Annotated in this window: 19 protein-coding genes and 1 tRNA gene; 6 read left to right on the top strand and 14 right to left on the bottom strand. The window is 67.5% G+C overall.

Annotation, left to right across the window (positions count from 1 at the left end):
* Nucleotides 1-393: 393 nt before the first annotated feature.
* Nucleotides 394-774: a hypothetical protein gene (locus tag AC5Y5O_RS06025; RefSeq protein ID WP_243393722.1), complete on the top strand. Its 381-nt coding sequence runs from the start codon at nucleotides 394-396 to the stop codon at nucleotides 772-774.
* 25 nt (nucleotides 775-799) lie between these two features.
* Here the strand turns inward: AC5Y5O_RS06025 and AC5Y5O_RS06020 are convergent, their stop codons facing one another.
* The 4 genes from AC5Y5O_RS06020 to AC5Y5O_RS06005 are packed head-to-tail and all read right to left on the bottom strand — an operon-like array spanning nucleotide 800 to nucleotide 5,164.
* Nucleotides 800-1,945 carry an alpha-D-ribose 1-methylphosphonate 5-triphosphate diphosphatase gene (locus AC5Y5O_RS06020; protein ID WP_500024228.1) on the bottom strand — a complete coding sequence of 382 codons (1,146 nt, stop codon included), beginning with the start codon at nucleotides 1,943-1,945 and terminating at the stop codon, nucleotides 800-802.
* A 26-nt stretch (nucleotides 1,946-1,971) separates the two neighbouring features.
* A complete protein-coding gene (locus tag AC5Y5O_RS06015; protein ID WP_096283476.1) occupies nucleotides 1,972-3,051 on the bottom strand; it encodes a zinc-binding dehydrogenase in 1,080 nt (359 codons plus the stop codon).
* Complete coding sequence (locus AC5Y5O_RS06010; RefSeq protein WP_500024226.1) at nucleotides 3,048-4,475, bottom strand: MFS transporter; 1,428 nt, start codon at nucleotides 4,473-4,475, stop codon at nucleotides 3,048-3,050. Before AC5Y5O_RS06010 ends, AC5Y5O_RS06015 begins: the two co-directional genes overlap by 4 nt.
* The gene (locus tag AC5Y5O_RS06005; RefSeq protein ID WP_500024225.1) at nucleotides 4,472-5,164 is read right to left on the bottom strand and encodes an HAD family hydrolase; all 693 of its coding nucleotides are present in this window, start codon (nucleotides 5,162-5,164) and stop codon (nucleotides 4,472-4,474) included. Before AC5Y5O_RS06005 ends, AC5Y5O_RS06010 begins: the two co-directional genes overlap by 4 nt.
* A 226-nt stretch (nucleotides 5,165-5,390) precedes the next feature.
* Between AC5Y5O_RS06005 and AC5Y5O_RS06000 the strand changes: the two genes are divergently transcribed.
* Nucleotides 5,391-6,119, top strand: a complete 729-nt coding sequence (locus AC5Y5O_RS06000; RefSeq protein WP_500024223.1) for a GntR family transcriptional regulator — start codon at nucleotides 5,391-5,393, stop codon at nucleotides 6,117-6,119.
* 88 nt (nucleotides 6,120-6,207) lie between these two features.
* Here AC5Y5O_RS06000 and AC5Y5O_RS05995 read toward each other — a convergent pair whose 3' ends face one another.
* From AC5Y5O_RS05995 to AC5Y5O_RS05980, 4 genes are all read right to left on the bottom strand, one after another.
* Complete coding sequence (locus AC5Y5O_RS05995) at nucleotides 6,208-7,599, bottom strand: ISNCY family transposase (protein ID WP_500024221.1); 1,392 nt, start codon at nucleotides 7,597-7,599, stop codon at nucleotides 6,208-6,210.
* 103 nt (nucleotides 7,600-7,702) lie between these two features.
* Complete coding sequence (locus tag AC5Y5O_RS05990; protein ID WP_500024219.1) at nucleotides 7,703-8,332, bottom strand: cysteine hydrolase family protein; 630 nt, start codon at nucleotides 8,330-8,332, stop codon at nucleotides 7,703-7,705.
* Complete coding sequence (locus AC5Y5O_RS05985; RefSeq protein WP_500024217.1) at nucleotides 8,329-8,922, bottom strand: cytochrome b; 594 nt, start codon at nucleotides 8,920-8,922, stop codon at nucleotides 8,329-8,331. The genes AC5Y5O_RS05990 and AC5Y5O_RS05985 overlap by 4 nt, the downstream gene beginning before the upstream one ends.
* Nucleotides 8,919-10,049, bottom strand: a complete 1,131-nt coding sequence (locus tag AC5Y5O_RS05980; protein ID WP_500024215.1) for a catalase family peroxidase — start codon at nucleotides 10,047-10,049, stop codon at nucleotides 8,919-8,921. The genes AC5Y5O_RS05985 and AC5Y5O_RS05980 overlap by 4 nt, the downstream gene beginning before the upstream one ends.
* Before the next feature lie 279 nt (nucleotides 10,050-10,328).
* On the opposite strand from AC5Y5O_RS05980, the gene AC5Y5O_RS05975 reads away from it, so the two are divergent.
* The 3 genes from AC5Y5O_RS05975 (at nucleotide 10,329) to AC5Y5O_RS05965 (ending at nucleotide 13,911) form a co-directional block, all read left to right on the top strand.
* A complete protein-coding gene (locus tag AC5Y5O_RS05975; RefSeq protein ID WP_500024213.1) occupies nucleotides 10,329-12,101 on the top strand; it encodes an N-acyl-D-amino-acid deacylase family protein in 1,773 nt (590 codons plus the stop codon).
* Nucleotides 12,102-12,112: 11 nt separating this feature from the next.
* The gene (locus AC5Y5O_RS05970; RefSeq protein ID WP_500024211.1) at nucleotides 12,113-13,465 is read left to right on the top strand and encodes an aromatic ring-hydroxylating oxygenase subunit alpha; all 1,353 of its coding nucleotides are present in this window, start codon (nucleotides 12,113-12,115) and stop codon (nucleotides 13,463-13,465) included.
* 68 nt (nucleotides 13,466-13,533) lie between these two features.
* Nucleotides 13,534-13,911: a hypothetical protein gene (locus AC5Y5O_RS05965; protein ID WP_500024209.1), complete on the top strand. Its 378-nt coding sequence runs from the start codon at nucleotides 13,534-13,536 to the stop codon at nucleotides 13,909-13,911.
* Nucleotides 13,912-13,941: 30 nt separating this feature from the next.
* Here the strand turns inward: AC5Y5O_RS05965 and AC5Y5O_RS05960 are convergent, their stop codons facing one another.
* From AC5Y5O_RS05960 to AC5Y5O_RS05935, 6 genes are all read right to left on the bottom strand, one after another.
* Nucleotides 13,942-14,526: a class I SAM-dependent methyltransferase gene (locus AC5Y5O_RS05960; protein ID WP_500024437.1), complete on the bottom strand. Its 585-nt coding sequence runs from the start codon at nucleotides 14,524-14,526 to the stop codon at nucleotides 13,942-13,944.
* Between the two features lie 353 nt (nucleotides 14,527-14,879).
* On the bottom strand, nucleotides 14,880-16,208 hold the full coding sequence (locus tag AC5Y5O_RS05955; RefSeq protein WP_096283455.1) for a sensor histidine kinase: 1,329 nt from the start codon (nucleotides 16,206-16,208) through the stop codon (nucleotides 14,880-14,882).
* Nucleotides 16,209-16,378: 170 nt separating this feature from the next.
* The gene (locus AC5Y5O_RS05950) at nucleotides 16,379-17,326 is read right to left on the bottom strand and encodes an NAD(P)/FAD-dependent oxidoreductase (protein WP_096283453.1); all 948 of its coding nucleotides are present in this window, start codon (nucleotides 17,324-17,326) and stop codon (nucleotides 16,379-16,381) included.
* A gap of 25 nt (nucleotides 17,327-17,351) precedes the next feature.
* Entirely contained in the window at nucleotides 17,352-19,142 is a 1,791-nt protein-coding gene (gene selB / locus AC5Y5O_RS05945) for a selenocysteine-specific translation elongation factor (RefSeq protein ID WP_500024435.1), read from the bottom strand.
* Nucleotides 19,139-20,458: an L-seryl-tRNA(Sec) selenium transferase gene (gene selA / locus AC5Y5O_RS05940; RefSeq protein WP_096283452.1), complete on the bottom strand. Its 1,320-nt coding sequence runs from the start codon at nucleotides 20,456-20,458 to the stop codon at nucleotides 19,139-19,141. Before selA ends, selB begins: the two co-directional genes overlap by 4 nt.
* 21 nt (nucleotides 20,459-20,479) lie before the next feature.
* Nucleotides 20,480-20,575 (bottom strand) — tRNA-Sec (locus AC5Y5O_RS05935).
* Between the two features lie 334 nt (nucleotides 20,576-20,909).
* Between AC5Y5O_RS05935 and selD the strand changes: the two genes are divergently transcribed.
* Entirely contained in the window at nucleotides 20,910-21,893 is a 984-nt protein-coding gene (gene selD / locus AC5Y5O_RS05930; RefSeq protein ID WP_500024206.1) for a selenide, water dikinase SelD, read from the top strand.
* Nucleotide 21,894: the final 1 nt, after the last annotated feature.

The raw sequence follows: 21,894 nt of genomic DNA, 5'->3' as shown, positions 1-21,894 counted from the left end.
TGATCGGGATCCATGTTGAAATGCCGTCCGCGAGCCCCGAAAAATAGCTAGATCGCCGAGCCATATCGCGGCCCAATGCGAGATTTGCGGCTTCGTTCAAACGTTGCGTGGCTGCGCGCCGGTCGCCGCGAAAGTGGCTGGCATAGAGCATCATCTATACGGATTATCGGTATCACCAATTCGGATTGGACCTCGATCCGGCCGGATGTAAAGATTCGTTGAGTACTTCGATCGGACGACTATCCAGGAGTCCTGCAATGGATCTGTCTATTCAGCGGGTGCCGAACTCGCAAACTGCTACGCCGAGCAACTGCATCGCCGATTGGCGCGGTACCGAGGGTGGTAGTCACGCGGCTACCCCAAACCCCGCGCGAGCGAATTAGGCTTCGGAGCATGACCAACCGGCCGAGTCCGTGGGGGAATGAGCGAGCGAAACTCTCACATCAGTTGGACATGCGCGGTGAGGATCTCGGCCGCCGGCACGCGCGGCGGCTTTGCCACCGCTTCGCGCGCGTCGGCGTCGAAACTTCGCCGGCCCGCTTGCGCGCGATGCTGGCCGGCGCACCGTGTGCGGCGAGTGAAGAGGCCAATCTCCGATTCGCTTTGATCGCAGCCGAACTCGACCGTGAAGCCCGCACCGCGAAGTACCGCCAGATGAGACGCGAGGGCGCGCGATCGTTACTGATCGCCGGCATGACGCTGCTCGCATTGAATTTCCTGCTGTGCGCGGCCTACGCGCTGCTGAACCTGGCCCAGCAGTCCTCACCGTACTGACGGGTCGCGAATCCGCAGGGGCACGTCACCAAAGGGCTGGACCGCTGACCTGCCGGCCCGATGACCAGGTCGCCACCACCGCGGCCATCGGCTCGGTGCGGACCGCGACCAGGTCGGCGGGTTGACCCGGTGTCAGCCCCCCGGCATCGCAGCTCGAGGATGCGACGACGTGGCGCGGATGCGTGGTGAGCATGGCCACCGCGGAGTCGATCGACGCCACCCCCGCTTCGCTGATCGCCACGGCGGCCCGGGCCAGTGACCCGCTGTGGTAGTCCGAGGTCAGCACATCCACCACGCCGGCTTCGATGGCATCCCGCGCGGACAGGTTGCTCAAATGCGAGGAGCCCCGCCACGCGTTAGGTGCGCCCATGACGACGGCAAGTCCGTTATGGCGCGCTGCCGCAGCAGCATCCAAGGTCAGGGGGAACTCGCAGATGCTGGCCCGCATCGCGGCCGCCTCGATGACAGCGCCTTCGCTGTCCGGGTCGTGCGTCGCGAAGACCGTGTTGTGTGCTGCGGCGAACCGGGCAATCTGTCTGCGGCGCAACGGGGTTCCGGTGGCATGCCGATGCAACGTCGCCAGCCAGCGGTTGAGTTCGTCGTCGTCCAGGCACAGCCTGGTCCCCATCGCCGGGCGCCATGCCCGTTCGGTTTGATATTGCCCCTGACCTGGGGTGTGATCCATCACCGACAGCAGCCCGATCCGGCGGCCGTGCTGGCGCAGCAGTTCGGCTGTGCCGTCCACTGATTCGGGATCACTGACGTCGACGCGAAGATGGACCGGCACCGTCACCGGGAGATCACCCGCGACACGGTGCAGGGTCTGCAGCACGCAATGGGCACGACGATATCCGTCGGCCGTATCGGGCCCTTCGCCCACCGAGATGCACAAGTAGGGACGCACGACGCCGTGGGCGACCGCGTCTGTCGCGAAGTCCTCCAACGCGGCATCGAGCGGTATCACCGTTCCCGGCCGGGGTGATTCGAAGCGTGGCAACGAATCCGCGTGCAGGTCGGTGAACGCGGGCCAAAGCTGCAATGGGCGCAGATCGACTTGGTTCGAATGGGGTGGTGGCTGGGTGTCGACGGAGCTGATGCAGCCGTCTTCGATCGTCACCCAACGGGGCCCGACGGCTTCGTCGCGGTCTACTTGTTCCGTAGTCCCGGTCATCACCCGGGCAGCTCGCAGACTAATCATTATGTGGGGCAAACCGATTGGCGTAGGGATCGCGACGCTGCCGCACTGCGCAACGCGTCGTCGAGGTGATCCAGATCGGCCGCCGCCGACACGAGCTCGGCAAAGGGATAGCGGTCGTGGTGAGCGGCGAGGAAATCGACGGCAGCTCGAAGATGTTGGGGGCGATAGTTGTGTACTCCGGTGATTGTCATGAGATTTCGGACCAGATACTCCGGGTCGATCGATATGGGCTGACTGGCGGCCACCGATCCCGCGAGGACGGCCCGGCCCCCCACATCCAAGCTGGAGATGCAGGCTTCGACGGCCGACGGGCTTCCCGACAATTCCAGCGCCACGTCCACCGGCGGCACGTCCTCGGGATCACCGACAACCAGGTCGGCACCGAAGCTGTACGCCGTTTCCTGACGCGCCGGGTCCGGATCGCATACCGCAACCCAGGCACCGATTGCATCGGCCATCGCCGCGGCCGTGACTCCCAGCATGCCCGCACCGGTGATCAGGATCCGGGCGGGATCGCGGTGGCGATCGAGTTCGGCTGCGTCGAACACCGCCGCGACCGTCGCGGTAGCGCACGACGCGGGTGCGGCCACGGCATCCGGCACGCTATCGGGTACCTCGACAATCGTGGTGCCCGGCAACAGCACACAGTGACTGGCGAAGCCGCCATTGAGCGGCCAGGCGCTGTCGAGTGCCTCGTGACCGTATTTCTTGAGATGCAGACACTTCTGTTCCAAGCCCCACACGCAATTGCGGCATCGTCCGCAGGACGCCGTAATGGACCACACAACCCGGTCTCCGACGGCCACCTCGGTGTCGTTGGGATAGCGGGGCCGCCCGCCGGAACCGATGGCCACCACATGGCCAACCTGTTCGTGGCCGAGGATGCCCGGATGCGGAGCGTCCCTGCGTCCATTCACGGTGTGCAGGTCGCTCCCGCAGATGGTGGCCAGATCGACTGCGACCAGCACCCGGCCGGGGCCCGGGTCGGTCGCCGCACTGGTCGTCACCACGGTGATCGGCTGCCCCACCCCGTCCCAGCGTGCATACCGTGCGGCCACGGCACCGTTGACTGTCGTCATGCCGACACCGGTTGCGACGCCGTCGGCGCAATCACCTTGCGGGCGCCCCGTTTCCGTGGCCCTGACTCGACGTCGACGGTATCCAGCGCGACGTCCTTGGGCTCGTCCAGCAGCATGGTGGCGACGATGCCGAGCGCAAAGCACACACCGGCGATCAGCACCGTCGGTCGCAGCCCCAGGTGGGCGAGGGCGACCGGAGTGATCAGAGCGCCCAGGAAGGCGCCCACTTTCGCGGTCCCGGCCGAAATCCCGTGTGCGGTACTGCGGATCGCGGTCGGATACGATTCCGCGGCCAACAGCATGGTCGTGTAGTTGGGTCCGACGGCGATACCGAACAGCGACAACCCGAAGACCACCGCGAACGGTGTCACCGTCGACGTCAGCCCCGGAATCGCGGCGATCAACGCCATCGACAACGCGGAGAGGCTGAATCCGAGCACCTGCAGTGGTTTACGGCCAATTCGGTCTAACAACGCGAGGCCGACCAGCGCGGCGACCAGGCTGAAACACACCACCAGCGCGGCGTTGATCGCCATGTTGGTGACAATGCTGGTGTGCGGCGCAATGCTTTTGATGAGCAGCGGCTGACTCACCGAATTTCCGTACACGGCAACATTGAAGAAAAACCAGCTCCCCGCGGTGCCGAGCAGGGTCAGCTGAAATGACCGGGAGCGCAAGGCTTTCCACAACGTCACCGACCCGGACGCGCGGTCGGCAGCAGCTGCTTCTACCGCGCTTCCGGAGAACGCGCTCAGATCCTGCGCCGCCCGGTCGGCATCGCCGGCCACGACCAGGGTCCACCGCGGGGATTCCGGCATGTGTCGGCGATTCCACAGCACCAGCAATGACGGGATCGCCCCGAGGCCGAGAATCAGCCGCCAGGACAGCCCCGGCGACGTGCCCAGAGCGACGATGACAAGCGCGACCACGTAGGCCGCGACCTGTCCGAAAACGTAGAATAGAAAGGTCAATCCGACCAGCCGACCGCGATTTCGCCGGTTGGCGTACTCGGTCATGATCACCCCGGACGCCGGATAGTCGCCGCCGATACCGATCCCGAGGACGACACGGGCGATCAGCAGGCTGATGAAGTTCGGGGCGAAGGCCGAGGCGAGCGCACCGATGATCATCAGCACCGCCTCCAGCCCGTACACCCGCCGGCGGCCTAACAGATCACCAAGGCGCCCGAACAGGAATGCACCCACCGCGACCGCCAGCAGGGTCGAACTGGTCAGCGCCCCGACCTGTCCGGCGGACAGATGAAATTCGGGCTTGACCAACAGGGTCACCGTGCCAATGACGTTGAGGTCATAGGAGTCGGTGAAGAATCCCATGCCCGCGGTAACGGCGGCCTTCAGATGAAAACGGCTGACCGGCGCATCGTCGAGCCGCGCCCGCACCCCGGTGGTGTCCGGCGTCGTCATCGCGACACCGCCTGGTCATGGGCGTCGATACAGGCGACCAGGTCGGCGACCGAGTCCAGCACGTGAGTGTGCGGCACGGTCGCGAAGTCGGCATCACCGTGTGCCCCGGTCCGGACACCGGCCACGATCGCCGCTCCGGCTCGCGAACCGGCCCACAGGTCGCTGGTGGTGTCACCGGCGACGGCGATCTGGTCGACGGCTTCGGTTCCGGTGCGCAGCAAAGCCGTGAGGATCATGTCGGGATAGGGCCGTCCGCGGCCGGCATCCGCCGGTGACAACGCATGTGTGATCAGGTCGCCCCACCCCAGGGCCGCGATGATGCGGTCGCGAGTGGTTGGGGCAAAGCCCGTTGTGAGCACGACGGCGCAGCCCGATCCGCGGAGCTTTTCGATGGTCTCGGCGGCCTGCGGAATGGGCGTCACCCGGTTGCTCTGGATGGCTTCGACGTAGGCCGCTTCGAACGCGGCGTTGGCGGCTTCCGCGCGCTGCACGTCGCCGCCGAAGATGGTCCGGAACACCTCGATCTTCGACTGCCCCATCGTCTCGTGGACATAGCGGACGGCCGCCTGATAGTCGGGGCTGCTGCTAGACAACCCTGACGACGACAGGGACGCGTCGAACGCATCGGCTACGGCGCCGTCGTCGAGAACTGTGGTGCCCGCCATGTCCAGGCAGGCCAGTCTGATCATGTCCGTCTCCTCTGGGCGCCGGCGTGGGGCAGGTAGGTCGGCGCCGGGCATCTGAGTACCGCACCGAGCGTTGCTGAAACCGTCTGGCTGAGCCCTGGCGCGACGGCTTCGCGTAGGTGTACGAAAGGTGAACGTTGACGGCCGATTTCGTCGTAGTTGTCCGAACAACTCGACGATCGTCGGTCGCTGGCAAACCGGGAGTATCCGCGCGGCGTTAGGGTGCGCTGTGGTCGCCGACCCGAAATACCGCTCGATCGCCCGAATCCTGGAAGCAGAGATTCGCGAATTCAACGACGGCCAGCGGGTCCCGAGCGAAAACGAGGTGGCCCAGCGTTTCACCGTCGCCCGCTCGACCGCGCGTGCCGCGCTGCAGTATCTGACCGCCCGCAACGTGATCCGCCGGGTGCGCGGAGCCGGTAGCTTCGCCACCCACCGCATCGACTACCCGATCGACGCGGAACGTGCGCCCTCGTGGAGTGCCACGGTGCGCGCGGCCGGCGCCTCTCCCCGGAGCGTGGTACGCAGCTGCGTCCAGCAGCTGCCGCCCGCGGAGATCGCCGCCAAACTGCAACAGCTGTCCTCGGATCCATGTCACCGCCTGGTGCGGCTGTCGTACGTCAACGATTTGCCCGCAGCGTGGGGAATCGAATGGGTGCCGGCCACACTGGTTCCCGACCTCGCACTGGCGATGCGCGCCAACGACTCGCTACACGAAGTCCTTACCAACGCCGGCCTTTCGCCGCGACGGTCGTGGGTGCACGCCAGCACCGAGATATTCGAAGGCGAAGTCGCCGACCAACTCGACGCGCCACAGTCCAGCCTGGGTTGGTACATCGAGAGTCTCAATGTCGACGAGCTCACGTTGCGGCCGGTGTCGATCACGCAGCGGTGGTTGCGCGCCGACACCGTGCGGGTCACCTTCGACAGTGCGGTCGCCAGCCGGGTCGGCCGTTAGCTACTTCGACCTGAAAAACCGTTAATGGCCGCCCCTGGGGCGGGTGGGGATGGTGGTCGGTGCGACTCGGAGCTCGCGGGTGTCCGTTTCATGCTGCCAGGGTGCCGATCTTTACGAGGTTGTGGGCGAATACGCCGTGTCCGCACCAGGTTCGGGCTCCGTTGATGCCGGTGAGTTCGGTGCGGTTCCAGCCGTAGCTGCGCTTGATGTGGTTGATCCGTCCTTCCGACCCAGTCCGCCATTTCACCTTCTCGCGGAAGGCTCGCCGGTGTTCGAACTCGCGGCGTGCCGCAGTAGGTTTGCTCTTGCGGGGGATCGCCACGTTGCGCACGCCGAGGTCGTGGAGATCGCGTTCCACCGATGCCTCGCCGTAGCCGCGGTCGGCGGTGACCGCGCGGGGTGTGCGTCCGGCTCGGACGGCGATCCGTGTGATTGCCGGGGCCAGCTGCGCGGCGTCGGGCGGGTTCCCGACCTCGACGTTGTGGTCGAGGATGACCCCATCGACGTTGTCGACGATCTGAGCTTTGTAGCCGAACTCCACGGGCTTGCCCAGACGTCCCTTGCGGATCGGGCGGGCATCGACGTCGTGGAGGCTGACCAGCCGACTCGCCGACTCGGGCATCACCCCGGCCAGCCGGCTACGGGCTTGGGCCACCACCCGTTTGGTGCATCCCATCAGCGTGTTCAGGTCGTTGATCGCCCGGTGCAGCCGGCCTTTGCGCTGCCCGGTTGCCGTGCGCAGTGCGCGTCGGGCGTTACGGATCACCGCGGTGGCCTCACGCATGGTTTGTTCGGCGATCCCGGCCAGTTCCCCGGTGATGCGGCGCACCGCGGCCTGGGCCTGGTCACGGTGTTGCTCACCGCGCAATTTCAGTTTGGCGGCGATCGAGCGGGCTCGCTGTCCGGCCGAGCGTCGCCGGTCCCGCGACCGCGTACGCCTGGCGCCGCCGGCGGCCTTGATCCGCTTCACGGTGCGGGCCATCGAACCGATCGCCTTGGCCAACAAACCCGAATCAGTCGGATAGGCCACCGCGGCCTCGACCACGGTGGTGTCCGCGCGGACCTTGTCGGTGCGCAGCAGCTTCGCGGCGGCCGCCTTAGCCAGCAGCGCCTCGTTCAAACCGGCGACCGCGTCGTCGCCGCACCGGGTGGTGATCTTCATCAACGTCGTCGGATGCGGTACCCGAGTGCCCAACGGGATCCGGCAAAACCGCTGCCAAGAGATCGAATCGGACACCTCCCGGCACAGGGACTCATAGCCCAGCCGGTAGCGGAACTTCAAAAACATCAGCCGCAGATAGGTCTCCATCGGGATCGACGGCCGGCCGATCCGAGCATCGAAATACCCGGCGAACGGCGCGAAGAACACCGGATCGTCCAGCAGCGCATCCACCCGACCCAACTCGGCTGGCAGCACCAACAGCTCGGGCGGCAGGATCGAATCCCACAACGTCGGCTGATCGTTTACAGTTCTGAACACGATGGCCTCAATCCCTTCTTGCCCAAGGGGTTGAGGCCATCCTCCCGTCCAAACACACCCACCTCAGGGACCGCCACGCCCCGACTTTTTCAGGTCGAAGTAGCTAGCGCCCCGAAATGGTGGCGACGACTTCGTCTGTGGTCAGAATCGCGCTGGCATAGTTCGGGATATTGACCTCGAGGGCCGCGCGCATTTCCAAATCCGAATAGCTCGCCGTCGCATCCTTGACCACCGTGACGTCGTATCCGAGTTCGGAGGCGAATCGGACCGTCGCCTCGACACAGGTGTGGGCGATCAGGCCGACGACGATCAATTTATGGATACCGTGTTGTTTGAGCAAGAGATCCAGATCAGTGTTGGCGAATCCGCTAGAGCACCAATGTTCTTGGGCGACAAGGTCGCCCGGTCGTGGCTCGAAGTCGGGATGTAGCTCGCCGCCCCAGGTTCCGTACTCGAAGGTCTTACGCGACCACGCGGCCCGCTGGATAGGCGCGATGTACTTCCAGGTCTCGTAGTCGCCCGGGCGGTACCGGCGATGCAGCGCGTAAAACACGCGGATGCCAGCCGCCCTTGCCGCGTCCAGGATTTCACGCATGTGCCGAACACATCCGTTGGCTTCGGCGACGACCTTGAGGCGATCCCACACCTTGCCGCCTTCGGAGATGAAGTCGTTGTACGGATCGATCACGAGAAGGCCGGTGCGGCCGGTTTCCTGCGCCACAGCGTGACTCACGAACCGGTCTGACTGTCTTGGTCCGCGGCACGGAACCTGCTGGGCCACAGTGCCATTCGATCAAGCAGACCATCCCGCAACACCAGCGTGTGAAACAGCACGGCGCACATATGGGCGGTGAACGCGGCGAACAGCAGGAAGGCGAACACCCCGTGGCATTCGCGTAGCACCGCATACAGATCGAGGTTCTGCGGTGCGATGCCCGGCAGGCGGATCGGCCCCACCATGGTCACCGGGAGTCTCGCGGCCGACACGGTGGCCCATCCGATCAGCGGCTGTGTCAGAAGCAGCGCATAGAGCGCGTACTCCGACCACGTCGCGATCCGGCGCTCGGCGTGGCTCATCGTGGCCAGAAACGCCGGCGGGCGGTGCGTAAGCCGGTTCGCCAGCCGCACCACCGCGAAGATCAGGATGGCCACGCCCAACGGCCGGTGGATGGCCAGCAGCAACGGGTAGTAGCTCAGCGAAGCGATCATCGTCACGCCGATGAGCAACTGCACGATGACCATCGGCGCCATCGTCCAGTGCAGTATCCGGGACGGAATTGTGAAACGTGCTGCGGTGCTGGTTGTTTCGACTTCCTCGGTCATGAGCGCACCTGGCCGACATTGACCTCACTGGGTGACTTGGGTTCCTCGGCACGGCGAGTGAAGGAGCGTGCGTAAACGGCCGACCGGGCGGCCAGTAACGGGTCGTCCGAGACGGCGATGCCGTCGGGTAACACCGTCGGGTCGAAATTGATGTCGCGTGCGTTGCCGGCCTGCTCGGTCTGCACCGCGTCGATGGTGATGGAGCCCGCGTCGATCGACTTGCGCGATTGTGGCCAGGGCTTGGTGGCGTCGCTGGTCGGGTCGCCCGGTTCACCGATCGTGAGAATGAGCTTCCATGTCAGCGGCCGCTGCGCGACCGCGCGGATGAGGTCGTCGAACAAGTAGTCCTTGCCGGACGAAGCCGGCGCAGCCGCCTGCTGCGCAACCGCCGACCAGCGCACCGGGACAGTCGCACCGGCGCTGTTGGTGAAGTAAAACGCGTTCAGACCGTGAAACGCGCTGTCCGCGAACCCCACACTGGGCGGCGTCTGTTTGATGACCTTCAGCGCCGCCACGGTCTCGGGATGGCCCTCGAGGAATGCGGCCATCTTCTGGGGATCGGGCTTGCCCGTCGCGGGGACGGGTTTGGACGCGAGTAACCGCTCGTAGAAGCCCTCCGGGGTGCGGTCGGTGAAGACGGGGAAATTCACCATCGCGGTGCGCCACTGCTGGCCGTTGGGCACTTGGAACATCAGACCGAATCCGCGGACGGTGTCCGGCTTGTCACTCTGGTCCGGGAGGCCACCGCCCAGCGAAAACCTGCCGACCAGCGGCACGTTTCCGGCCCGGAACACCGTCGCCCGGCAGACCGCCGCCCCCGCGCCGTTGCTCGCGAACGACCCCGTCGCGCTCAGCCCTTTGGCGTGGTTTCGCCGGAACCCGTCATGGTGGCCGAAGACGTGTTCGAACCGATCGGCGAAGCGCGGCGGGGTCAGCGTGTCGGGCCCCGAAAAGCCGAGCCAGCCGCCCGCGTAGGCGAAGCCGCCGACGTCCACGGCGGCGACGCCGGCCACCGCGCTCATCCCCAGCAGCGCGCCGCGCCGGGAGAGCGCACCGAAACGACGTTGACTGGGTTGTGGTTCAGCGGGCCGATTCGCCGGCTCCTGATCGCGATCAGCGGGCTCCATGGCCCACCGTCCTTTCCGGTCTGCCGCAGCGTGGAACTAAGGCGCTGAAGGCAATTCAATCCAGGGGCTGTTGAGGTGCGCAACTCTTAGGGATTGCCGACGCACAATCCGGACCACGACACGGCGCAAGGTTTCGTTCAACTCGTGCCAAGACCTTCACTATTTACGCTCCGGGGCGTAGCGTAATGGGCGGCCGAGGCCGGGCGTTCCCCGGTCTCGTGTCCACCATCTCCGGCCAGCCAGCCCCATGGCGACCCCGAACAGACTCGGAGGGCACTAGTGTTCGACCTCAAGATCACCGGCGGAACTGTGGTCGACGGCACCGGCGCCGAGCGCTACACCGCCGACATCGGTATCAAGGACGGCCACATCGTGGACGTCGTCCGTCGCGGTGCCAACGACCCCGAGACGGGCGGCTTGGCAACAGCCCCGGCGGCCGAAACCATCGATGCGACAGGCCATGTCGTCGCTCCAGGATTCGTGGACATCCACACCCACTACGACGGCCAGGTGAGTTGGGATGGCCTGCTCGAGCCGTCCAGCGGCCACGGTGTCACCACGATCGTGACCGGCAACTGCGGCGTCGGTTTCGCGCCGGTGCGGCCCGGCAGCGAGCAGTGGCTGATCGAGTTGATGGAAGGAGTCGAGGACATCCCCGGCACCGCCTTGACCGAGGGCATCGAATGGGGCTGGGAAACCTACCCCGAATACCTCGACGCGATCGGCAAGCACAAGTTCTCGATCGACGTCGGCAGCCAGGTGGCCCACGGCGCCATTCGCGCCTACGCGATGGGCGAGCGCGGGGCCCGCAACGAGCCGGCGACACCCGAGGACATCAAGGCAATGGGACGGCTGGTGACCGAAGCGATCGAGGCCGGCGCGCTCGGCTTCTCGACGTCGCGCACGATGGGGCACCGCGCGATGGACGGCGAACCGGTCCCAGGCACCTACGCGGCCGAGGATGAGCTGTTCGGTCTCGGCCGGGCGATGGCGGCCGGCGGCCAGGCGGTGTTCGAGCTTGCACCGCAGGGGTCCGCGGGCGAAGACATCGTCGCGCCCAAGAAAGAACTCGACTGGATGCGGCGGCTCAGCGCCGAAATCGACCGACCGGTCTCGTTCGCGCTGATCCAGGTCGACGCCGACCCTAACCTGTGGCGCGAAATGCTGGATCTGTCCGCCGAGGCGCACGCCGACGGCGCCCGGCTTTACCCACAGGTCGCGGCGCGCCCGTTCGGCATGATGATCGGATTCCAGGGCCACCACGGCTTCAGCCACCGGCCCACCTACCGCCGACTGAAGGCCGAATGTGGCCGCGAGGAGCTCGCGCAGCGGCTGGCCGATCCCGCGGTGAAGGCCGCGATCCTGTCCGAGGACGACCTGCCCGCCGACCCGAGCCTGCTGTTCGACGGCATGTTCGCGTTGGTGCAGCACTCTCTGGGCCGGCTCTTCGCGCTGGGCGATCCACCCGACTACGAGCCCACAGCCGACCGCACCGTCGCGGCCATCGCCAAAGCCCGCGGCGAGGATCCGCTGTCGACGCTGTATGACCTGATGCTCGAGCGGGACACGACGGCGATGCTGATGCTGCCGTTGTTCAACTACGCCGAGGGCAACCACGACGCGATCCGCGAGATGCTGCTGCACCCCGCCGGTGTGCTGGGGCTGTCCGACGGCGGCGCCCACTGCGGGATGATCTGCGATGCCTCCTATCCCACCTTCCTGCTGACGCACTGGGCGCGAGACCGGCACCGCGGCGACAAGCTGGCGCTGGAATACGTGATCCGCAAGCAGTCTCGCGATACCGCGCACCTCTTCGGGCTGACCGACCGCGGCACCATCGAGCGCGGCAAGAAGGCCGACATCAATGTCATCGACATGAACGCGTTGCGGCTGCATCCCGCGGCGATGGCTTTCGACCTGCCCGCCGGCGGCAACCGGATCCTGCAGGGAGCCAGTGGATACGCGGCGACGATCGTCAGCGGGACCGTGACCCGTCGCAAGGACGTCGACACCGGAGCGCGGCCCGGTCGCCTGGTACGCGGAGCACGCTAAGGACTCGGTCAGTGACCGCGGCTGCCGGCAATCCGGCGCGCACCCGGGACGAGGATGCGATCGGCACCCCGCCCGAGCGCCCGACGCTGGTGCCCGCCGAACGCTACTACTCGCCGGCATTCGCTCAGCTCGAGATCGAGCGAATGTGGCCGAAGGTGTGGCAGGTCGCCTGCATGGTCGACCACGTCGCCGAACCGGGCGACTACTTCGAATATCGCTGCGGCCCTTACGGAGTGCTGATCGTCCGCGGTGACGACGGCGTGCTGCGGGCATTCCAGAACGCCTGTCGTCATCGCGGCAACTCGCTGTGCACCGGCTCAGGGTCGGGACTGCGCGAGCTCAAATGCGGCTATCACGGGTGGACCTGGGATCTGGCCGGCTCGCTCAAGCGGGTGCCGAACCGCAAGGGCTTCGGCGCCCTGCGCATGTCCGACTTCCCGCTGGTTCCGGTCAAGGTCGACAGCTGGGCCGGCCTCGTCTTCGTCAATCTCGACGTGAGCGCGATGCCGCTGATCGAGTATCTGGAGGCGATACCCGACGACATCGCCTGGTGCCATTTGGCGGACTTCCGTTGCTACGCGACCCTCACGGTCGACGTCGAGGCAAACTGGAAAACGATCGCCGACGGGTACAGCGAGACCTACCACATTCAGACCCTGCACCCGGAGTTGCTGCGCTGTATCGACGACATCCATGCGCCACAACAGATCTGGGGCCACACGGCTAAGTCCGATCAGCCCTATGGCGTGCAGAGCCCCCGCTTCGACGGCACGCTGAGTGACGAAGAAGTCTGGGACGCTTACGTATACACCCAAGGTGCGCTGATGGGCGCGGCCGAAGGCACCCCGTTCCCCGCCGACGAACGCGGGCCCGGACAGACGGTGCAGGAACTGATCGCGGACCGCAGCCGGGATTTCGCGGCCAGCCGGGGAGTGAACCTGGACTGGGCCGACACCGACCGGATTACCCGGCTACACCAATACAACGTGTTCCCGAACATGACCTTGCTGGCCAACGCCGACCACCTGACGATCATGTGCTCGCGCCCCGGCCCCGATCCCGGCTCGACCCCCGACACAGGCGAGTTGGTGATGTTCCTGATGACGCGGATGCCGCCGGGCGCCCCGCGCACCAAGCCGACAGACGTTCGGGTGGACGCCGGGGAAGCCGAACCCGGCCTTGTACTCACCCAGGACATCCGGGTGCTGCCGGGTTTGCAGCGGGGCATGCACCAACCCGGATTCACCCACCTGGTGCTCTCCGGCGAGGAGCGTCGGGTGATCAACATGCACCGCAATCTGGAGCGCTACCTCGGCCTACCGGAATCCGATCGGATGACCGGCGGCATAGGAGAACCCGGGTAAATTCGCGTCGACAATTTAATCGGCGAGCGCCCCCCGAAAGCGCCGCCACGGGTCTAGACTTCCGGCTTGTGACGACCGCGTCGAATCCGTGTGGTGACGAACAAGGGCAGCTGCCACACCGGTTGCATATGCAGTATCAGATTGTCGGTCAGCGGCGGGCGCGGCGGATGTGCCGGTCTTTCGCGGACGTGGGCGTCGATACCGGTCCGGTTCGTCTGCAGCAGATGCTGGCGGGCATGCCGGTCACCGAAGGAGAAATGACCGACGTCAATTTCGCCCTCATCGCCACCCAGATCAAGCGCGACGAGCGCAACGCGAAGCGCAAGCAACTCCAGCGTCAGGGCACCCGCTCGCTGATGTTCGCCGGGATGATTCTGCTGGTGCTGAACTTCCTGTTCTGCCTCGCCTACGTGATGCTCAACCTGACCGACCAAGCCCCGCTGTAGCGCGTCAGCGCGGCGCTCCCGTTGCGTCGCTCAAGCCGGTCTGCGAAAGCGCACGATGTCGTGCCATCGATTGCCGGTCGCTTGCGCGAATTCGAAGTTCTCGGGCTCGACGAGATCGCGCAATTCCCGCACGCTCATCCGGTCCGGGTCGGGAAACGCTTCGGCGAAAACGAGTTGCCCTCCCGGCTTCAGCACCCGACCCAGGGAACGGATGCAGGCCGGTTTGTCGGGCACCTCGCCGATCACCGCGGCCAGGAATGCCACGTCGAAAGTGTCTTCTGGGTAAGGAAACCCGTCGCTAGCCTCCCCCGCCGTAAAGCCGATGTCGTGGAACCCGGCCCGCTCGAGCTGCCGCCGCGCCTTGTCCAGCATCTCGGGTTGGAGGTCGAACAGGTCGAGCCGGCCGTAGGTGAGCCGCCGGGCGATCTGCACGCTGTAGAAGCCCGGGCCAGGCCCGACTTCCAGCACGTGCTCGGTGCCGGTGAGGCCGATGCTGTCGACCTTGCGTGCCGGATTGGACAGCGCCCGGCGGATCGGATTGTTGAGAAAGAATGCCGCCTGATGCGGATAGGGAGCTGCGCCTTGGTGGCGGCGTTTGTGGAGCAGAGCATCCATCCAGGTCGTCGACATCACGTCCCCTAACTCGTCGTTCAAGTTAGGGTACCCTAACTAAGGGCGCGGGCGCTAGCCCGCTTCCGGAGCCTCACGGGTCGATGTCAGACGTCCGGCTTCGGTCATGCCATGGATCCACACCGTTCCACCCGTCGCGTGGCGTTGCTGCTGCCCGTCGTTAATCGCTTGGTGCGCAGCGTGATCCGAGTAGCTCACCAGCAGATGCGCGGATGCAATCGGTGATTCCCGGGGACAGCAAATTTTGCTCGCGCTGTTACGAATTCGCGCGCGTCGTAACAGCAACGCTTCTGCTCACGCTAAACCGTTTGGCCTGCTGCGTGTTTCGTGTGGTTGACTCAGCAAGGGCCGCGGCCGTCGCCGGCCAGCTTGAGCAGAAGTCGCGTTCCGCCGAGCGGGCTGGCGTGCAGAGATGCGTTCCCGCCGTGCAATTCTGCTTGTTGGGCAACCAACGCCAGCCCCAGTCCGGAACCCGAGCGCGATGCCGTCGAACCGCGAGAGAAGCGTTCGAATACCGCGGTGCGTTCGGATTCGGGGACGCCGGTGCCGTCGTCGTCGATCGCGATTTCGACGCCTTCGGCGGAACTGCTCACGGTGAGTTGAATCTTGGTGGCACCGCCGTGCTTGACGGCGTTGGCAATCGCGTTGTCGATCACCAGCCGCAGACCCGTCGGCAGCCCCACCATCAAGACCGTCGGCGACGGCACCAGTGAGACCTCCACGTCGGGGTAGATGCGCAGCGCATCGTGCGCGGCACGATCCAACAGCTCGGTGATGTCGAACGGCACGAAGTCGTCGACGGTGGTCAGCTGCCCCTGCGCGAGTCGCTCCAGCGCCGTCAGCGTTGCCTCGATGCGGCTCTGGGTGCGGATGACGTCGCCGATGATCTCCTCGCGCTGCTCGGCGGCCAGCTCGAGAGTGGACAGGACCTCCAGGTTCGTGCGCATCGCGGTCAGCGGGGTGCGCAGCTCGTGTGAAGCAACCGCGGCGAAGTCACGGGCCGACTCGAGTGCCGCCTTGGTGCGCTGCTGCTCGTTGCCGATACGGTCCAGCATCTGCTCGACCGCGTCGGCGATCTCGACGGCCTCCCGCACACCGCGGACCGCAACCTCGTCGGGACTGGACTGCGCATTGATGGCGCGGGCTTGCCGGGCCAGCAGGACGAACGGGTTGACCATGATCAACGAGATCACCCAGCCGACCAGGAAGGTGCCGGTGATCACGCCGGCGCAGATCAACAACACCCGAAGGTGCAGTTCGTTGATCCGATGCTGCGCCTCGGCCAGCGGTGCGGCGAGCGCGATCGAGACCGGACCCGCGTTGAAGGTACGGACGCGGTATTGCACGCCGTTGATCGTGGTGTTCGCGTACCCGTTGGCGAGTTTGGGCAAGACGATGTCGCTGGGCACCGACACGGTCAACGCACCGATGCGGGCGGTGCGCACCAGATTGCCGTCCGGCGACGGCCGGTCGGGGGTGCTCTGGTGCGGGCTGTTGAGCAAGGTGTTGATGTCGCCGAGGCTGCTCACGGAGTCCAGCCGGCGGTCGAGCTGGCTGTACTGATCGTTGGTGACGCCGACCCAGACCCATACGCCCAGCGTGACGACGAGAGCGATCACGCCCAATTGCGCAACGATGACGATGGTGCGCAACGACAAGACACGCATCGGCAGTCGAATTTTTCTCAACGCGCGAATGGTGGGCTCCCTTACTGAGCTAATACTGCTTCGCGACCATCATGGCCCATTACTCGGTCGGCGGACCGCTCAACCGCGTGACACCGAAAGACGTGTTCCACTGTGCCTTTGAAATGGCTTTCGGTGCAACGACTTTCGATTCAGGCAAGGTTCAATTCGCTGGGTAGCCCCGCACTGCAAGCGGCCTCGGCGAGCAGTTCCCCGAGCAACGGCCCGAACTTCATCAGGTTGTTGCCGACGAAGCCGACCACACGGCCGCGCCGCACCGCCTTCCACCCATCTCCGCCGGCGTCGAGCCACGGAGCATGCACCGTGAAGCAGTCCACCTGGCCCACCGGCGACAGGGCCGGGAAGAGCGCACGCACCCCGGTCGGATCCGGTATCGGCTGACCGAACGCCCATCGGCCGGTGCTGCCCAGTGGCAGCCCGTAGCCCTCGGGGGCCGCCAGACAGGCGGCGCCGGTGGCGTCTGCGCCCTCGTAGGTGTAGCGAGTGTGCGGGGTGAGCTCGACATCGAACGGGCCCAGCAAATCCGGTGTCTGGGCACCCACGCATACCAGGACTTGGTCACCCCGCATCACGGTGCCATCCGCAAGCCGGACCGAGCCGTCGTCGCCGAGCGAGACGACCTGACCGCGCCTGATCTCCACCCGGGCCGCCAAGGCGCTCAGAGCACGGCGAGTGCGCAGGCTGCCACCGCGCGGATCGAAAATCGCGGCCTCCCAGGGCGGTGTGACGAACGGTATCCGGGCCTGGATCTGGTGGTGGTCGAGCCACGAGAACTCGGCGCCGGCCTCCGTCATCGCTGTTGCGGTCTCCTCGGGTGGGGCCGCCGCAACGAAACCCTCGGAACCGAGCAGCCGCCCCACCTCGAGCTCGCTCTCCCAACGCTGCCAGCCGGCGCGTGCCCGGATGGCCAGCCGGCATAGTGCGGGGCGCTGATGGGCGATGCGGAAGATGCGCGCCAGACCCGCGGACAGTTCGGAGAACGGTTCGCCGCGTTCGAACACGACCGTGGGCTCTCCGCGCCTGGACAACTCGTAGGCGGCGGCGAGACCGCATATCCCCGCGCCGACAACAATGATCACGTAAATGCCTCCCCCACAATCGGGTTCATCGCACCACCTCGCGATGGCCGGCGTCTAGCCGGCGGGTCCAGCCCCGCGCGTCGAGATGTTCCAACAAAGGGATCGCCACCCGCCGGGTGGTGTTGAGGGCTTGGCGCGCTTGGCTGGTGGTGAACGGCTGCGCCAGCCGGGCCAACTCCCGCATCGCCAGAGCGGGCGCACTGGGCAGCAACACGACCCCGTCGCGCAGCCGCAGCACCCGCCCGGCCCGCTCGGCGGCCGCCAGTTCGCGGGCGGACAACTGCAGCGCCGACAGATCGTCGGCCTCCGGCGCATCGAAGGGCTCGGCCCGCAGTCGCGCTTCCAATTCGCCCACGGCGGCCTCGGCCCGCCCGAGGTCGTCGCGAGCGCCGGGCATCCGAATGTGGCCGCCCCGCTGCTCCAGTCCCGCGTCGCGGGTGACGCCGTCGAGCAGCGACTCGTCCGGCAGGGCCAGCAGGTCGCGCGCCGCACCGCGAGATAGACCCTCTGCCAACGAGTCTCGCGCATGCAGTTCCTCGACCGCGGCGCGCAGCCGCTGCTGCCAGGCCTGGAACGTCGCGGCGTGCACCCACCAGTCGTCGAGCACCCGCACGCTCTCGGGTATCGCCGATGACACGAACCCCAGCCGGCGCAGATGGCTCTCCCGCACCGCGCCGCGGCGGGCCACCTCGGCGCCGACGTCACCGGCCGCGTCCAGCGCGCTCAGCGCCGCGGCTCGACGGGTTCCGTCGCCGCGCCGCCGCAGCACCGGGGGGTCGGCGTCGAGCACCATGGCGCCGCCGAGGACCCGCTGGCCGCCCGGGTCGCGCAGCACCAATCGGTCGCCGAGCACCAGCGGCAGAGGCCGGTCGAGCGTGAGCCGGCCGTGGTCGTCGTCGAACGGCCGCAACCGCGCCGGCACCGCCGCGGTGCCGACGTGCACGACGAGCCGGGCGGCGGCGTCGGTCAACGGGCCGCCGGTGGTGCGGCGAATATCGAGCGTGCCGGTGCTGACCCACGCCCCGGGGGTGACCAGCGCACTCCCCCGTTGGATGACGTCGCGCGAGACGCCACGCAGGTTCAGCGCGACCCGGGCCACCGGCCCCAGCCTCGGGTAGGGCTCGCCGCGGCTCTGCAAACCGCGGATGACGACCGACTGCGGCCGGTCCGCGTCGAGCAGGTTCAGCCGATCCCCGCGCGCCAGGGTGCCGGCCGCGAGCGTGCCGGTCACGACAGTGCCCGCGCCGGTGATCGTGAAGGACCGATCGACCCACAGCCGCACCCGGGCGGTGGTCTCGGGTGCGGGCAGCTGCTCCAAGACGCGATCGAGGGTGGCACGCAATTCGGTCAGCCCGGTCCCGTCGACCGCGGACACGACCACCCCGGGCGCATCCCGCAGCCCGGTGCCGGCTAGTTCGTCGCGCGCCTGGGCCAGCACCTCGGGCGCACGGTCCGGCGCCCGGTCGGCGCGGGTCACCACGATCAGGCCGTGCCGGATGCCCAGCGCGGCGAGCGCATCGCGGTGGTCGCTGGACTGCGCTCGCCAACCCTCGTCCGCGGCGACGACGAAGCAGACCACCGGCGCGGGACCGAGGCCGGCCAGCGTGTTGGCCAGGAAGCGCTGGTGTCCGGGCACGTCGACAAAGGCCACCTCGCGGCCCGACGGCAGGGTGGTCCAGGCGAAGCCGAGGTCGATGGTCAGGCCGCGGCGGCGCTCTTCCTCCCACCGGTCGGGCTCCATGCCGGTCAGGGCACGGATGAGCGTGCTCTTGCCGTGATCGACGTGGCCGGCGGTGGCCAGGACGTGGGTGCTCAGCGGTCCGCCTCGGGCGTTCCGGTTAACGCGGCGCGCACCGCTGCCAGCAGACGACCGTCGTCGGACTCGGGGATGCAGCGCAGATCCAGCAGGCAGGCGCCGTCGTGCACCCTCGGCAGCACCGCGGGCTCTCCGGCGCGCAGGGCAGCCGCCGCCGATTCGGGGAGGCGGACCGCCCAGCCCGGCAACGGGACGCCCGGGGCGCCGCCGCCACCGACTCGGCCGTCGTGCGCGACGACGGATGCGCCGACCGCCTCGGCCAGACGCTGCGCGCGTGCCCGCAGCCGGTCGGGATCGGCGTGCAGGGCCTGGGTCACCGGCGAGGTGCCTGCCCGGACCGTCGCCTCCAGCGCGGCGAGGGTGAGCTTGTCGGCACGCACGGCACGCGCCAGCGGATGCCGCGCCATCCGGGTGACCACCTCGCTGCGGCCGAGCACGATGCCCGCCTGCGGGCCGCCCAGCAGTTTGTCGCCACTGGCGGTGATCACGTCGGCGCCCGCGGCCAGCGCGGTGGCGGCGTCGGGCTCCTCGGGCAGTAGCGGATCGGGCGCCAGCAGCCCGCTGCCGAGGTCGACGACCAAGGGGACATGCGTCTCGTCGGCCAGCGCCCGCAGCTGGGAGACCGCGACGGCGGAGGTGAACCCCTCCACCCGGAAATTGCTCTGGTGCACCTTGAGCACGCATCCGGTCTGCGGCCCGATCGCGTCCGCGTAGTCCTTCAAATGGGTGCGGTTGGTGGTCCCGACCTCACGCAGGCGGGCACCGGTGGATGCGATCAGGTCGGGCAGCCGGAATCCGGCACCGATCTCGATCAGCTCGCCGCGGCTCACCACGACCTCGCCGCCGGCTGCCAGCGCGGTGGTTGCCAGCACCAGCGCGGCCGCCCCGTTGTTGACCACCAGCGCGTCCTCGGCGGCGGGGCAGACATCCAGCAGCGCCTGACGGAGGGCGACCGCGCGCTTCGAGCGGGTGCCCGTCGCCAGGTCGAGTTCCACGTCGACGTAGCCGCTCGCGGACACCAGTGCCTCGATCGCGCTCGCGGCCAATGGCGCCCGGCCCAGGTTGGTGTGCACGACGACGCCGGTGGCGTTGAGCACCGGGCGCAGCTTGGTGTTGCGGTGCGCGGCCAGCGACGCCAGCACCGCGTCCTGCACCTGGTCGGGCGCCAGGTCGCCGCGGCGGGCCCGGTCCTGGATGTCGCGCACCACGTCCCTGACCGCGTGCTCACCCAGCCGGCTTCGCGCCTCCTGCACCGGCGCAAGCGAAAGCAACTGATCCGTGCGCGGAATCAGGCGGCGCGGGTCGACCTGTGTCACGTGCCTCCTCGCGTCCAGGGCTGGCGGAGGCGGACGGGAATCGAACCCGCCAGACCGAGATACTCGATCTCACCGGTTTTGAAGACCGGGGGGACCACCAGGAACCCAAACGCCTCCATGCACAAACTAGCGTGGTCAGCGCCGATACCGACGAGCCCGCCCGGGTTGCCCCATCGGCCCGGTGGCCGCCGGCGCGGGCGGGGTCGAAGTGCCCGCCCGCCGCGGGTGGGGCCGAAGTGCCCGCCTCCGAGCGACAAAACCGTCCTACCGCGTTGACTGTGCGGCGGTGGCGTTGAGCGTGCGGGTCGCGCGGCCGCACCCGGCGTTCGCCGCCGTGGGTGCACAGTCAACGCCAGGGACGCACCCGCGAGTGACGAGTGTGACGACGTTGGCAGTTGTCGCTAGGAGGCGGGCAGACGGTGAGCCCGCCCGCTACTCGTAGGCTCGTGGCATGACCCAGACGCAGACCCGGCTGACCGGTTATGCGCACGGCGGTGGCTGTGCCTGCAAGATCCCGCCCGGCGAGCTGGAAGATGCGGTCCGTGGCCTGGCCGGGCAGACCAACGGGAATGTGCTGGTCGGCCTCGACGACGGTGACGACGCGGCCGCGGTCTTGGTCGGCGACATCGCGGTGCTGTCCACGGCGGATTTCTTCACGCCGGTCGTCGACGATGCCTACGACTGGGGTCGGATCGCCGCGGCCAACGCGCTCTCCGACGTCTACGCGATGGGCGGGCGCCCGGTGGTCGCGATCAACCTGGTCGGGTGGCCGCGCGATGTGCTGCCACTGGAGCTGATGACCGAGGTGCTGCGCGGCGGGCTGGCGGTGGCCTCGGAGGCCGGTTGCCCGGTGATCGGCGGTCACTCCATCGACGATCCGGAGCCCAAGTACGGCATGGCGGTGACCGGTGTGGCCGACCCGAATCGGTTGCTGCGCAACGACGCCGCCGAACCCGGGCTGCCGCTGACCCTCACCAAACCGCTCGGGCTCGGGCTGCTCAACAATCGGCACAAGCAGACCGGCGAGGTGTTCGCGGAAGCGATCGCGACGATGGCCCGGCTCAATCGCGACGCCGCCGAGGCCGCGCTGGCAAACGGTGTGCACGCGGCCACGGATGTGACCGGCTTCGGGTTGCTCGGTCATCTCTACAAGATGTGCCGGGCCTCGAAGGTGGGCGCGGTCATCGACCGCTGCGCGGTCCCGGTACTCGATGCCGGCCGGGCGGCGCTGCGCGACGGGTTCGTCTCCGGCGGGTCCCGGCGCAACCTCGACTGGGTGCGCCCGCATCTGCGTCCCGGCCCCGGCGTGACCGAGGATGATCTCCTGCTGCTCGCCGATGCGCAGACTTCGGGTGGCCTGCTCGTGGTGGGCGAACTGCCCGGTCACCCGGTGATCGGTCACACCGTCGCCGGCGAGGGCATCGAGGTCCGCTAGG

The sequence above is a fragment of the Mycobacterium sp. NGS40 genome, assembly GCF_059812735.1.
The sequence above is the reverse complement of the archived record's forward strand: the minus strand, read 5'-3'. Positions and strand labels throughout refer to the sequence as shown.